Genomic DNA, 13,261 nt, shown 5'->3' with positions numbered 1-13,261 from the left:
GGGGGGGGGGGGGGGGCGGCTCCTAAATTCCCGCGCCGGCCCGCAGCACCAGCCGGGCCGGGGGGCCCCCGTGCCCCCCCCGCGGGGGGGCGGCCCGGGAATCACTCCCCGGGCCGCCCGCCCGCTTCCGCGCCCGCTTCGCCGTCGTCCTCCGCGCCGCTCTCCATGTCCTCGACCTCGGCCAGCGCCTCCTGGAGCCACTGCACCCAGAAGGTCTCCAGCCCGACCCCGGCCCGCAGCACGAGCCGCCGCAGCCGGTCCTCCGGGTCGGCCACCGTCCCGAAGTCGCGCGCCTCGATCTCCTCGTACTCCGCCAACTGCCGTTGGTGCAGCGCCAGATGGCGCCGCAGTTCGGCGTCCAGCCCGGCCCGGCCGACCACCGCAGCCGCCCGCAGCCGCAGCACCAGCGCATTGCGCACCGGCTTGGCGTCCTGCTCGCCGGACGCCCACGCGGTCAGCTCCGCGCGCCCCGCCGGCAGCACCTCGAACTCCTTCTTCTGCCCGCGCGACGGCTGCTCGGAGGGCAGCGCCCGGATGAACCCGGCCTGCTCCAGCTTCCCCAGCTCCCGGTAGATCTGCTGGTGCGTGGCCGGCCAGAAGTACCCGATCGACCGGTCGAACCTCCGGGTCAGCTCCAGCCCCGACGACGGCTTCTCCAGCAGGGCGGTGAGGATCGCGTGGGGGAGGGACATGGGGGAATCCTAGGCAGGCCGGGCGTCGATCCGGGTGCCGCCGGCGGCTCAGAGAGCCGCCGCCAGCTCCGTCCCCTGCTTGATGGCGCGCTTGGCGTCCAGCTCGGCGGCGACGTCCGCACCGCCGATCAGATGCACCGCCCGGCCCTCCGCCCGCAGCTCCTCGTACAGGTCCCGGCGCGGCTCCTGCCCGGTGCACAGCACGACGGTGTCCACCGGCAGCGTGCGGGCCTCGCCGTCGACCGTGACGTGCAGCCCCGCGTCGTCGATCCGCTCGTACGTCACCCCGGGAACCATCGTCACGCCCCGGTGCCGCAGCTCCGTGCGGTGGATCCACCCGGTGGTCTTGCCCAGCCCGGCGCCCACCTTGGACGCCTTGCGCTGGAGCAGGTGCACCTGGCGCGGCGGCGCGGGCCGCTCCGGCGCCCGCAGCCCGCCCCGGTCGCCGTAGCCGGTGTCCACGCCCCAGCCCCGGAAGTACGTCTCCGCGTCCCGGCTCGCCCCGTCGCCGGCGTCGGTCAGGAACTCCGCGACGTCGAAGCCGATGCCGCCCGCCCCGATGACCGCGACCCGCGCGCCCACCTCCGCACCGTCCCGCAGCACGTCGAGGTAGCTGACCACGCTCGGGTGGCCGATCCCCTCGATCTCCGGGATCCGCGGGGTGACACCGGTGGCGACCACCACCTCGTCGTACGCCCCCAGGTCGGCCGCGGTCACCGCGGTCTTCAGCCGGACGTCCACCCCGCGCAGCGCCAGCTGCTCGCGGAAGTACCGCAGCGTCTCCTCGAACTCCTCCTTGCCCGGCACCCGCTTGGCGATGTTCAGCTGCCCGCCGATCTCGTCCGCGGCCTCGAACAGCGTGACCTGGTGCCCGCGCTCGGCGGCCGACACCGCACAGGCCAGCCCGGCCGGCCCGGCCCCGACCACCGCGAGCCGCTTGCGCAGCCGGGTCGGCGCGAGCACCAGCTCGGTCTCGTGGCAGGCCCGCGGATTCACCAGGCAGGAGGTGATCTTCCCGCTGAAGGTGTGGTCGAGGCAGGCCTGGTTGCAGCCGATGCAGGTGTTGATCTCCGCGGAACGCCCGTCCGCCGCCTTCGCCACGAAGTCCGGGTCGGCGAGGAAGGGCCGGGCCAGCGACACCATGTCGGCCCGCCCGTCGGCGAGCAACTCCTCGGCGACCTCGGGGGTGTTGATCCGGTTGCTGGTCACCAGCGGCACCGAGACCGCACCCATCAGCCGCTTGGTCACCCAGGTGTACGCCCCGCGCGGCACCGACGTCGCGATGGTCGGGATGCGGGCCTCGTGCCACCCGATGCCGGTGTTGATGATCGTCGCGCCCGCCGCCTCGATCTCCTTGGCGAGCGTGACGACCTCCTCCAGCGTCGAGCCGCCCGGCACCAGGTCCAGCATCGACAGCCGGTAGATCAGGATGAAGTCCGGCCCGACCCGCTCCCGGGTCCGCCGCACGATCTCCACCGGGAACCGCATCCGGTTCTCGTACGAGCCGCCCCACCGGTCGGTGCGGTGGTTGGTCGCGCCGACCACGAACTCGTTGATCAAGTACCCTTCCGAGCCCATGATCTCGACCCCGTCGTACCCCGCCGACCGGGCCAGCTCCGCCGCCCGTACGTAGTCCTCGACGGTCTGCTCCACCTCGGCGTCGGTGAGCGCATGCGGGGTGAACGGGCTGATCGGCGCCTGGATCGCACTAGGCGCGACCAGGTCCTGGTGGTACGCGTACCGCCCGAAGTGCAGGATCTGCATCGCGATCCGCCCGCCCGCGGCGTGCACCGCCTCGGTCACGGTCCGGTGCTGCGCCGCCTCCGCCTCGGTGGTCAGCTTGGCCCCGCCCTCGTACGGCCGGCCCGCGTCGTTCGGTGCGATCCCGCCGGTGACCATCAGCCCGACCCCGCCGCGGGCCCGCTCCGCATAGAACGCGGCCATCCGTGCGAACCCGTTCTCCGCCTCCTCCAGGCCGACGTGCATCGACCCCATCAGCACCCGGTTGGGGAGCGTGGTGAACCCGAGGTCGAGCGGGCTCATCAGATGCGGATACGGGTTCTTCGGGCTCACGGGGGCCTCCTCGGGCGGTCCTCGGGCGGGTGGACTGATACCGGTTCTAGACCAGGCGGAGGCGGTTATGCAACAAGTTGCAAAAACTGTGAGGGAGGCGACGTGGGCGGCGGGGTGCCGGCCCGCCCGCCGTTCCGCCCGGGCGGTCGTACCGAATGCGTGACGATCTCCGCACCGTGCGTCGTGTCACAGACAACGCCCCGGAATGTGTGGCAACGTCAACTCCTTCCAGCTCCCACCTCAACTGCCCTCGGCCCCGAGGGAGTTGACGTAAAAAAACGTGCAGCAACGTGCAAAGACGTGCAATGACGCGCCATGACGTGGACGCCTGCCGCACCCCGGTGCCCGCAGGCGTCTCCACGCCCGCGGAGAGGAACGCATGAGCACCGTGAACAGCATCGGCACCGCGCACGACCCCGCCCCCGCCCCCGTCACCGCGCAGCCCCCGACCCTCGACGAGGTGGTCGACACCGGCCGATACCCCCTGGCGGACCCCGACGGCCCCGAGGCGCAGGCCGTCGTCGCCCGCGCCCGGCACGAGCTGGACACCGTCGGCTGCACCGTCCTGCCGGACTTCGTCCACCCCGCCCGGCGCGCGCTCCTCCGGGCCGAATGCGCCGAGATCGCCCCCCGCGCCCACTTCGACGTCGAATCGGTCAACGTCTACAACATCGCCGTCGACCGGGACCTGCCGCCCGGCCACCCCGGCCGCACGGTCTTCGAACGCGGCAACGCCTTCGTCGCCCGGGACCGCATCCCGGCCGGCGCCCTGATCAGCCGGCTGTACTCCCACCCCGCGTTCCAGCGCTTCGTCGCCCGCTGCTTCCGCCTGCCCCGGCTGTACGAGCTCGCCGACCCGTACTCCGCGCTCGTCCTGAACGTCGTCGAACCGGGCAAGGAACACCCCTGGCACTTCGACACCAACGAGTTCACCGTCAGCATGCTCACCCAGGAGGCCGGAGCCGGCGGCGACTTCGAGTACTGCCCGAACATCCGGTCCGCGCAGGACGAGCGCTTCGACGACGTCCGCGACGTCCTTCAGGGCCGGGGCGGGCGGCTGATCCACCGCCTGCCGCTCCGCCCCGGCGACCTGCAGCTGTTCAAGGGCCGCTACTCGCTGCACCGGGTCAGCCCGGTGCGGGGCGCGACCGCCCGCCACTCGGCGATCTTCGCCTACAGCGAGCGCCCCGGCGTCATCGGCAGCGTCTCCCGCACCCGCCAGCTCTTCGGCCGGGTCGACCCCGCACACCTGGCCGCCGAGGGCCGCGCGATACGCGGCGACCAGCTGCTGGACTAGCCCCCCGGCACACCCCGCCCCGAAACCGCACACCCCGTCCCGAAACCTCGCAACCCACCCGGAACCGCGCCACCCACCGGGAACACCGCACCCCGCACCCGTACACCGAAACGAGACGCACGTGACCAACAGTCAGGGGACCGTAGACGTGACCGACAGCCACGGCACCTCCCTCCCGCCCACCGGCCGGGGAACCGCCCCCACCCCCACCTTCGCCCTGGAGGACACCCTCCCGCGGGTGCCGCTGCCCTCCCTGGAGGAGAGCTGCGAGCGGTTCCTCGCCTGGTGCCGGCCCCTGCTGACCCCCGCCCAACTCGCCGAGACCGAGGCCGAGGTGGCCGCCTTCCTCCGCCCCGGCGGCCCCGGCCGGGTGCTCCAGGCCGCCCTGGAGGAGTACGACGCCACCGAGGGCGTGCACAGCTGGCTCGACACCTTCTGGCCGTACCGCTACCTCGGCCGCCGCGACCGCATCGCCCTCAACGCCAACTTCTTCTTCCTCTTCCAGGACACCGGGCAGGCACAGCTGGACCGGGCCGCCGGCCTGATCGCCGGGGCCCTGCACCACAAGCACCAGCTGGACCGGGAGGCCCTCCCGCCGGTGGTCCAGCGCGGCCGCCCGCAGACCATGGAACAGAACAAGTTCCTGTTCTCCACCACCCGCATTCCCGGCCCGGAACAGGACACCGTCCGCGCCCCTTACACGCCCGAGTGGCCCGGCCCGTCCGACGCCCGCCACATCGTGGTCTTCTTCCGGGGCCGCATGTACACCCTCGACGTCCTCGGTCCCGACGGCACCCCGCACACCCTCGACGACCTGAAGGACGGCCTGCAGGCCGTCCTTCAGGCCGACCCCGGTGCGGAACCGGACGCCCCGGTCGGCCACCTGACCACCATGGCCCGCGCCGAATGGGCCGCCGCCCGCGCGTCCCTCCAGGCCCTGCACCCCGACAACGCGGCGGCCCTCGACACCGTCGAAACCGCCCTCTTCTGCCTCTGTCTGGAGGACTTCGCCCCCGCGGACATCCGGACGGCCTGCGACGAACTCCTCTACGGCGACCGCGGCAACCGCTGGTTCGACAAGGCCGTCTCCTTCATCGTCTTCGCCGACGGCCGCGCCGGCATCAACGTCGAACACTGCGAACTGGACGGCACCACCATCCTCAGCTTCGTCGACGCCCTGCTCGCCACCCCGCCCGAGGACCACTCCCGCCTCTCCGGAGCACGCCCCCAGGGAGCCCCCACCCCGCACCCCCTCACCTTCCACCTCGACGACGCCCTCCGCGCCCAGGTACGCTCCGCCGCCACCGCCTTCGCCCGGTACGGCGCCGACACCGCCACCACAACGGTTTCCTTCGACGACTTCGGCGCCACCACGGCCAAGTCCCTGGGCGTCTCCCCGGACGCCTTCGTCCAGCTCGCCTACCAACTGGCCCACCAGCGCGCCAAGGGACGCCTGGGCGCCACCTACGAGTCGATCGCCACCCGCCAGTGGCGCCGCGGCCGCACCGAGGCCATGCGTGTGGTCACCCCGGAGATCGTGGACTTCGTCGCCACCCTGCAGGACCCCGCGACCGACCCCGCCACCCGCCGCGCCGCCCTCCACATCGCGGCCCGCGCCCACGTCACCCGCGCCAAGGAATGCCAGGCCGGCGACGCCCCGGAGCAACACCTCTGGGAACTCGAACTCATCCAGCGCCGCCGCGGCCCCGACCTCGGCCTGACCGAACAGCCCGCCCTCTACCGCACCCCCGGCTGGCTGGTCATGCGCGACGACTACCTCAGCACCAGCTCCGCCCCCTCCACCCACATCCAGTACTTCGGCTTCGGCTCCACCAGCCCCCGCTGCATCGGCGTCGCCTACGTCCTCCTCCCCGACCGCTTCCACCTCTACCTCTCCACCCCCCGCCCGGTGGCCGCCGAAATGCACGCCTTCGCCGATCACCTCCGCGAGGCGGTACACGAACTCCGGGAGCTGCTGGCCCCCGACCGTCCCACGGCCTGACACCGCACGCCGCCCCCGCCGCCGGCCATCCGGCGGCGGGGTGGCGTCATGCCGGGCACGGCTACTTCAGCAACCGCGACAGCCGCCGGTCGGCGAGCGGCTTGCCCCCGGTCTGGCAGGTGGGGCAGTACTGCAACGACGAGTCGCTGAACGACACCTCGCGGACGGTGTCCCCGCAGACCGGACAGGGCTCCCCGGTCCGCCCGTGGACCCGCATCCCCGTCCGCTTCTCCGCCTTGAGGTCCTCCGGCGCCAGCCCCCGGGCCCGCTCGACCGCCTCGGCCAGCGTCGTTCCGACCGCCGCGTACAGCCGCGTCACCTCCTCCCCGGACAGATCGGCGGCGAGTTTGAACGGCGACATCCGCGCCGTGTGCAGGATCTCGTCCGAATAGGCGTTGCCGATCCCGGCCAGCACGCTCTGGTCCCGCAACACGCCCTTGATCTGCCGGCGTTCACCCGTCAGCATCCCGGCGAAGGCCGCCCGGGTGAAGCCGTCCTCCAGCGGATCGCGCCCGAGCCGCGCGAGCCCGGGCACCTCCTGCGGATCCCGCACGACGTACAGCGCGAGGTGCTTCTGACTGCCCGCCTCCGTCACGTCGAAGCCCGCACCCTCGGGCTCCCGGAGCCGCACCCGCAGCGCCAGCGGCCCCCTTCCCGGACGCGGCGGAGCCGCCGGCAGCCGCTCACTCCACCGCACCCACCCCGCCCGTCCCAGATGCATCACAAGAAACAGCTCCCCGGCCCGGAGCGCGAGGAACTTGCCGTACCGGGCCACGCCCTCGAAAGCCCGCCCCTCCACCGCACCCAGCGGCGGATCGTAGGTCTTCAACGCAGCCACCGACACCAGCTGCGCCCGGTCCACCACCCGCCCGGCCAGCCGCTCCTCCAGGAACCGTCCCAGCGCCTCGACCTCCGGCAATTCAGGCATATCCCCAGTCTGCCGCGGAGTCCGGCCCCCGGCCACAGAGCCCCGCCCAGAGCCCCGCCCACGCCCACAGCCCCGCCCCCGGGAAGGGAAAGGAAGTGTGAATCCGCTACGGGGATCCGTACCGTGGATTACCTTGCCCCCGTGGACCAGTTGATCTCATCGGACCCGACACACATAGGCCCGTACCGCCTGATCGCCCGCCTGGGCGCCGGCGGTATGGGCCTGGTGTATCTGGGCCGTTCCGAGGCCGGGCGGACCGTCGCGGTCAAGGTCGTCCAGGACGAGCACGCACAGCATCCGGAGTTCCGCAGGCGCTTCGCCCGTGAGGTGGCCGCGGCCCGGCGGGTGGGCGGCACCTGGACGGCGGACGTGCTCGACGCCGACACCGAGGCCGCGGTGCCCTGGGTGGCGACCCAGTACATTCCAGGGCCCGACCTGACCACCGTGGTGGCGGACGACTACGGGCCGCTGCCCGAGCACTCCGTCCGGCTGCTGGCCAACCGCCTCGCCCTCGCCCTGCAGGCGGTGCACGAGGCGGGCCTGATCCACCGCGACCTCAAGCCGTCCAATGTGCTGGTGACGGTGGACGGACCGCGCGTGATCGACTTCGGTATCGCGCGGGCCATGGACACCCTCGCCGGGGACAGCCTGCACACCCGCACCGGCATGCTGATCGGATCCCCCGGCTTCATGTCGCCCGAGCAGGTACGCGGCCTCGAACTCACCCCCGCCAGCGATGTGTTCTGCCTGGGCGCCGTCCTCGTCTACGCCGCCACCGGCCGTCTCCTCTTCGGCGCCACGGAGACCGGCCTGAACGCCCACCTCTTCCGCATCGCCGAGGAGGAGCCGGACCTGACCGGCGTACCGGAGCCGCTGCTCGACCTCGTACGCGCATGCCTCGACAAGGACCCGGCCGGGCGGCCCGCCCTCCAACAGGTCGCGGCCCGCACGGAGACGGACGCGGAGGGGGAGTGGCTGCCGGGCGCGGTGCTGGCCCAACTCGGCCGGCACGCCGCCCGGTTGCTGGACTACGGCCCCGAGACGGCCGTCAGCACGCCCGGTGCGGCTCCCGCCGGGGCGCCCGTGGTGGCCCCCGCAACCCCCGCCACCCCGCCCGGCCCGCCGCAGCCGTCGACACCCCCACCGCCCGCGTACTCACCCACCGCCCCGGCCCGGCCCGCCACCCCGCAGGGCTTCGGACCACCCCTGAACCCGCCCTCCCACGCCTGGCCCCCACCGGCCTCCCCACCGAACCTCCAGGACCCGCCCCCGCACCCCAGGCGCTGGTGGGGCCTCGCGGTGGTCGGTCTGGTGCAGCTCTTCGTACTGCTCGACGCGACGTCCCTGCACCTGGCGATGCCGACGATCGTGGCGGACCTGCACCTGCCCGCCGACGCCCTGAGCTCGCTGTTCACCGCGTACGAACTGGCCTTCGCCGCACTGCTGTTGCTCGGCGGCCACCTCGCCGACCTGATCGGCCGCAAGCGGATGCTGCTCATCGGGCTGGCCGGCTTCGCGGCGGCCGCCGCGTTCGGCGGAACGGCCCCCACGTCGGGCGCGCTGGTCTGCGCCCGCGCCCTCCAGGGCGCCTTCGCCGCCCTCCTGTCGCCCGCCGTACTGTCCCTGGTGGCGGCCGACTTCCCCGACCCGAAGGCACGGGGCCGGGCCTTCGGGATCTACGTCACGATCATCGCCGGCGGCTCGACCATGGGTCTGTTCACCGGCAGGTGGCTGATCGAGAGCCTGAGCTGGCGCTGGTGCCTGTTCGTCGACGTCCCGCTCGCCGTGATCGCCGTGATCGGTGTGGCCACCCTGGTCCACGACCGCCCGCCCCGCCCCCGCCGCCGCCTCGACGCTCCGGGCCTGCTGCTCGGCACCGCCGGGTTGGTCGCCCTGGTCTACGGCTTCCAGGAAACCGGCCGGCGCGGCTGGCTGGACCTCCTCGTCCTGGCCCTGCTCGCCCTCGGCGTCGTCCTCCTCCTGGCCTTCGCCCTCTGGCAGCGGAGGGCCCCCGACCCACTCCTCCCACCCCACCTCACCCAGGACCGCACCCGCCTCGGCTCCTTCCTCGGCCTGTTCCTGACCGGCGCGGGCACGCTCGCCCTCTTCCCGACCCTGATGACGTACCTGGAGAACGTCCGCGGCTACTCCCCGGCCGCCACCACCACGGCCCTCCTCCCCGCGGTCGCCGCGATCCTCATCGGCGCCACCCAGGTCTCCGCCCGCCTGCTGCACCGCGTACCGGCGCGCCACCTGATCGCACCGGGCCTGCTGCTCACCGCCTGCGGCCTCCTCCTGTTGACCCGCCTGGAGCCCGACAGCGACTACACCACCGTGCCCCTCCCCGGCATGGTCCTGGCCGGCCTCGGCCTGGGCATGGCCCTGATGCCGCTCTATTCCCTCGCCACGGGCGGCACCGCCGCCCAGGACTCCGGCGGGCTCGCGGCAGTGACCAGCACGGCCGACAAGGTGGGCGCGGCGCTCGGCACCGCGCTGTTCAGCAGCGCCGTCGCCGCGGCCATCGCCGCCCGACTGGCCACCACCAACGAACTTCCGCCGACCTTCGCCGCCGCGGCCCGCAGCGGCCACGTCATCCCCCCGGCCGGCCTCCCACCCCAACTCGCGGAAATCATCACCAAGGCAACGGTGGGCGGCTACACCGACGCCCTGTGGTGGTCCCTCGCCCTCACCCTCCTCGCCGCCGTGTCCACGGCCCTGCTGCTCAGGCCCACGGCCCCTACGACCCTGGGAGCCGGACATGAGTAACTACCCCGACGAACAACCCGATCCGCTCGACTCGATGCTGGAGAAGGTCGAACGCGGCGAGGAAATCCCCACCCCCGGACGGAAGCACGAGACCGGAGACCGCGACCTCCACGACGAGGAATGGCGCCCCCACGACCGCAACGGCCCCTACGGCCAACAACGACGCCGCCGGAACTGACCCCCTTCCTCCGCCACCCCACACAAATGGGCCGTCGGCCGTGCCTCCCGAAGGGGAGGAACACGACCGACGGCCCGAGGACTTCCCAGCCCGGCGCGGAAAACCGCGCCGGGCTGTGGCGTTCTTAGATGTCGTAGTAAAGCTCGAACTCGTGCGGGTGCGGCCGCAGCTGGATCGGGGCGATCTCGTTGGTGCGCTTGTAGTCGATCCAGGTCTCGATCAGGTCGGCGGTGAAGACGCCGCCCTGCTGGAGGTACTCGTTGTCCTCTTCGAGGGCGTCGAGGACGGCCGGGAGGGAGGTCGGGACCTGGGGGACGCCCGCGTGCTCCTCGGGAGCGAGCTCGTAGAGGTCCTTGTCGATCGGCTCGGCCGGCTCGATCTTGTTCTTGACGCCGTCCAGGCCCGCCAGGAGGAGGGCGGAGAAGGCGAGGTACGGGTTCGAGGACGGGTCCGGGGCGCGGAACTCGACGCGCTTGGCCTTGGGGTTGGAGCCCGTGATCGGGATGCGCATGGCCGCGGAGCGGTTGCGCTGGGAGTAGACCAGGTTGACCGGGGCCTCGAAGCCGGGGACCAGGCGGTGGTAGGAGTTCACCGTCGGGTTCGTGAAGGCGAGGAGCGAGGGGGCGTGCTTGAGGATGCCGCCGATGTAGTAGCGGGCGGTGTCCGAGAGGCCCGCGTAGCCCTGCTCGTCGTAGAAGAGGGGCTCGCCGCCCTGCCACAGGGACTGGTGGACGTGCATGCCGGAGCCGTTGTCACCGAAGATCGGCTTGGGCATGAAGGTGGCGGTCTTGCCGTTGCGCCAGGCGACGTTCTTCACGATGTACTTGAAGAGCATCAGGTCGTCGGCGGCGGCAAGGAGGGTGTTGAACTTGTAGTTGATCTCCGCCTGGCCGGCGGTGCCGACCTCGTGGTGCTGGCGCTCGACCTGCAGGCCGGCCTTGTCCAGCTCCAGGGAGATCTCGGCGCGCAGGTCGGCGAAGTGGTCGACCGGCGGGGCCGGGAAGTAGCCGCCCTTGTAGCGGACCTTGTAACCGCGGTTGTTCTCCTCGGAGCCGGTGTTCCAGGCGCCGGCCTCGGAGTCGATGTGGTAGAAGGACTCGTTCGACTTGGTCTCGAAGCGGACGTTGTCGAAGACGTAGAACTCGGCCTCCGGGCCGAAGAACGCGGTGTCCGCGATGCCCGTGGAGGCGAGGTAGGCCTCGGCCTTCTTGGCGATGTTGCGCGGGTCGCGGCTGTACTGCTCGCCGGTGATCGGGTCGTGGATGAAGAAGTTGACGTTGACCGTCTTGTCCCGGCGGAACGGGTCCACACGAGCGGTGGAGAGGTCGGCACGCAGCGCCATGTCGGACTCGTGAATGGCCTGGAAACCACGGATCGAGGAGCCGTCGAACGCCAGCTCTTCGGCCGGGTCGAAGGCCGCTGCCGGGATCGTGAAGTGCTGCATCACACCGGGCAGGTCGCAGAAACGGACATCGATGAACTTGACGTCCTCGTCCGCGATGAACTTCTTGGCCTCGTCGGCGTTCTGGAACATCCAACTCCTCCTAGCCCGGTCACCGGTCGGCGGACGCGGGATTGCTACTCGGAACGCGACCAGTCCGGTGGCGCGCTCGCCCGACCATAGGCAGGCGGGATTTCTCAAGCATGACCCATTTGTTTCGCCGAGGTTAACCGCCGCGCGGTCCCCTTTACCCCCCAGTGTGCGCCAATGCGAGGGATTGCGGACCCGGTGGTGAGGCCAGGTTTCCGCCACCGTTACGGGCGGCCCGCCTGCGCGGATACCGGCCCTCGGGGAAGGGAACGTATGCGGTCCCAGTACCGTGGACGGGTGGACAACAGGCAAGCAATCGGATCGTGGATCTCCGGGCCCCGCGCGGCAGCCGAGGACATGGGCGTCGAATTCGGATACCGCGGGCAGCGGCTCGGGCTGCCGGAGGAGGGGCCGGGGGCGCTCGCCCGCCCCGGGCGCCGGTTCGCCGCCCTCTTCATCGACTGGGCGCTGTGCCTGCTGATCGCCTACGGGCTGCTCAGCGGCGGCCGGGCGCAGTCGGCGAGCAACTGGGCACTGGTGGTCTTCGCGGTGCTCAGCGTGCTGACGGTCGGCACGGTCGGCTTCACGCCGGGCAAGCGGCTGCTGGGCCTGCGGGTGGTCGCCGAGGGCGGCGGCCGGATCTCGCTGCCGCGGGTGGTGCTGCGGACCCTGCTGCTCGTCCTGGTCATCCCCGCCGTCGTCTGGGACCGGGACGGCCGCGGACTGCACGACCGCCTGGTGCGCGCCGTACAGGTCCGGATCTAGCCGCCGGATCGACATGACGCACGAGATGACGTGACGCACCGGGTCGACATGGGACACGGATCACGTGACGCACCGGGTCGACATGGGACACGGATCACGTGACGCACCGGGTCGACATGACACACGGATCACGTGACGCACCGGGTCGACATGACGCCCGGATGACGTGGCACACCGGGTCCGACATGGGACACGGATGACGTGACACACCGGCTCGGCATGAGACACGGGTACACGGGTGGCATGACACACGGGTGGGGCCCGGGACCGTCGCGGTCCCGGGCCCCACCCGTGTCGGATCGGGGGCTGCGCTCAGCGCGCTTTGCCGCCGCCCTTGGGCATCCGCATGCCCTTCGGCATCGGGCCCTTCGGTACGGGCATGTTGCTCATCAGGTCGCCCAGCGCGCGCAGCCGGTCGTTGACCGCGGTGACCTGGGCGCCGGGGAGGACCCGGGGCAGCTTCAGCAGGGTCGTGCGGAGCCTCTTCAGCGGGACCTGGCCCTCGCCGTCGCCCACCACGATGTCGTGGACCGGGGCGTCGGCGACGGTACGCGCCATCCGCTTCTTCTCGGCGGCCAGCAGGCCGCGCAGCCGGTTCGGGTTGCCCTCGCCGACCAGCACGATGCCGGCCTTGCCGACGGCGCGGTGCACGACGTCCTGGCTGCGGTTCATGGCCACCGCCGGGGTGACGGTCCAGCCGCGCCCGACGTTGTCCAGTACCGCGGCCGCCGCACCGGGCTGGCCTTCCATCTGCCCGAAGGCCGCGCGCTCGGCACGACGTCCGAAGAGGATCGCCATCGCCAGGAAGGCCAGGACGAAGCCCAGGATTCCGGCGTAGACGGGGTGGCCGATCGCGAAGCCGATGGCAAGGAGGACGCCGAATACGACGATGCCTGCGCCAGCGACGACAAGACCGACCTTGGAGTCGACCCGACGGGTCATCTTGTAGGTCAGGGCGATCTGCTTCAGCCGCCCGGGGTTCTCAGCGCCGGCAGCGCCGTTGGAGTGTGCCTTCCTCGCCATACAGCG

10 protein-coding genes are annotated in these 13,261 nt (G+C 72.0%); 5 read left to right on the top strand and 5 right to left on the bottom strand.

The genetic code is table 11. The features are described 5' to 3' along the window. Window positions 1-101 precede the first annotated feature (101 nt). Together AB0E02_RS24535 and AB0E02_RS24530 are read right to left on the bottom strand one after the other, a co-directional pair. Complete coding sequence (locus AB0E02_RS24535; protein WP_362142637.1) at window positions 102-692, bottom strand: PadR family transcriptional regulator; 591 nt, start codon at window positions 690-692, stop codon at window positions 102-104. A 48-nt stretch (window positions 693-740) separates the two neighbouring features. After that, window positions 741-2,735: an NADPH-dependent 2,4-dienoyl-CoA reductase gene (locus tag AB0E02_RS24530; protein ID WP_362142646.1), complete on the bottom strand. Its 1,995-nt coding sequence runs from the start codon at window positions 2,733-2,735 to the stop codon at window positions 741-743. 409 nt (window positions 2,736-3,144) lie between these two features. Here AB0E02_RS24530 and AB0E02_RS24525 point away from each other — a divergent pair, with 409 nt between their 5' ends. Both AB0E02_RS24525 and AB0E02_RS24520 read left to right on the top strand, forming a co-directional pair. Further along, window positions 3,145-4,062: an arpA protein gene (locus tag AB0E02_RS24525; protein ID WP_362142635.1), complete on the top strand. Its 918-nt coding sequence runs from the start codon at window positions 3,145-3,147 to the stop codon at window positions 4,060-4,062. A 148-nt stretch (window positions 4,063-4,210) separates the two neighbouring features. Further along, complete coding sequence (locus AB0E02_RS24520; protein ID WP_362142634.1) at window positions 4,211-6,064, top strand: choline/carnitine O-acyltransferase; 1,854 nt, start codon at window positions 4,211-4,213, stop codon at window positions 6,062-6,064. Window positions 6,065-6,125: 61 nt separating this feature from the next. Here the strand turns inward: AB0E02_RS24520 and AB0E02_RS24515 are convergent, their stop codons facing one another. Beyond that, the gene (locus AB0E02_RS24515; protein ID WP_362142632.1) at window positions 6,126-6,992 is read right to left on the bottom strand and encodes a DNA-formamidopyrimidine glycosylase family protein; all 867 of its coding nucleotides are present in this window, start codon (window positions 6,990-6,992) and stop codon (window positions 6,126-6,128) included. Window positions 6,993-7,133: 141 nt separating this feature from the next. Between AB0E02_RS24515 and AB0E02_RS24510 the strand changes: the two genes are divergently transcribed. Next, window positions 7,134-9,758 carry an MDR family MFS transporter gene (locus AB0E02_RS24510; RefSeq protein WP_362142630.1) on the top strand — a complete coding sequence of 875 codons (2,625 nt, stop codon included), beginning with the start codon at window positions 7,134-7,136 and terminating at the stop codon, window positions 9,756-9,758. Continuing rightward, entirely contained in the window at window positions 9,751-9,936 is a 186-nt protein-coding gene (locus AB0E02_RS24505; protein ID WP_362142628.1) for a hypothetical protein, read from the top strand. Before AB0E02_RS24510 ends, AB0E02_RS24505 begins: the two co-directional genes overlap by 8 nt. Window positions 9,937-10,060: 124 nt before the next feature. On the opposite strand, the gene glnA is transcribed toward AB0E02_RS24505, so the two are convergent. Further along, a complete protein-coding gene (gene glnA / locus AB0E02_RS24500) occupies window positions 10,061-11,470 on the bottom strand; it encodes a type I glutamate--ammonia ligase (RefSeq protein ID WP_030414834.1) in 1,410 nt (469 codons plus the stop codon). A gap of 294 nt (window positions 11,471-11,764) precedes the next feature. Between glnA and AB0E02_RS24495 the strand changes: the two genes are divergently transcribed. Then, window positions 11,765-12,232, top strand: coding sequence for an RDD family protein (locus AB0E02_RS24495; RefSeq protein WP_199812505.1), 468 nt, complete (start codon window positions 11,765-11,767; stop codon window positions 12,230-12,232). Between the two features lie 312 nt (window positions 12,233-12,544). Here the strand turns inward: AB0E02_RS24495 and AB0E02_RS24490 are convergent, their stop codons facing one another. Next, complete coding sequence (locus AB0E02_RS24490; RefSeq protein WP_362142625.1) at window positions 12,545-13,255, bottom strand: DUF4191 domain-containing protein; 711 nt, start codon at window positions 13,253-13,255, stop codon at window positions 12,545-12,547. Between the last annotated feature and the right edge of the window lie 6 nt (window positions 13,256-13,261).

The sequence above is a fragment of the Streptomyces sp. NPDC048196 genome, from assembly GCF_040652715.1.
GTDB classification, from domain to species: Bacteria; Actinomycetota; Actinomycetes; order Streptomycetales; family Streptomycetaceae; genus Streptomyces; species Streptomyces siderophoricus.
Note: the sequence above shows the minus strand (reverse complement) of the source record. Positions and strands in the feature narration are given on the sequence as shown.

Excerpts from the sequence above, each read along its gene's own strand:
- AB0E02_RS24535 (WP_362142637.1), bottom strand. The coding sequence starts at position 692 with ATGTCCCTCCCCCACGCGATCCTCACCGCCCTGCTGGAGAAGCCGTCG.
- AB0E02_RS24530 (WP_362142646.1), bottom strand. The coding sequence starts at position 2,735 with ATGAGCCCGCTCGACCTCGGGTTCACCACGCTCCCCAACCGGGTGCTG.
- AB0E02_RS24525 (WP_362142635.1), top strand. The coding sequence starts at position 3,145 with ATGAGCACCGTGAACAGCATCGGCACCGCGCACGACCCCGCCCCCGCC.
- AB0E02_RS24515 (WP_362142632.1), bottom strand. The coding sequence starts at position 6,992 with ATGCCTGAATTGCCGGAGGTCGAGGCGCTGGGACGGTTCCTGGAGGAG.
- AB0E02_RS24505 (WP_362142628.1), top strand. The coding sequence starts at position 9,751 with ATGAGTAACTACCCCGACGAACAACCCGATCCGCTCGACTCGATGCTG.
- glnA (WP_030414834.1), bottom strand. The coding sequence starts at position 11,470 with ATGTTCCAGAACGCCGACGAGGCCAAGAAGTTCATCGCGGACGAGGAC.
- AB0E02_RS24490 (WP_362142625.1), bottom strand. The coding sequence starts at position 13,255 with ATGGCGAGGAAGGCACACTCCAACGGCGCTGCCGGCGCTGAGAACCCC.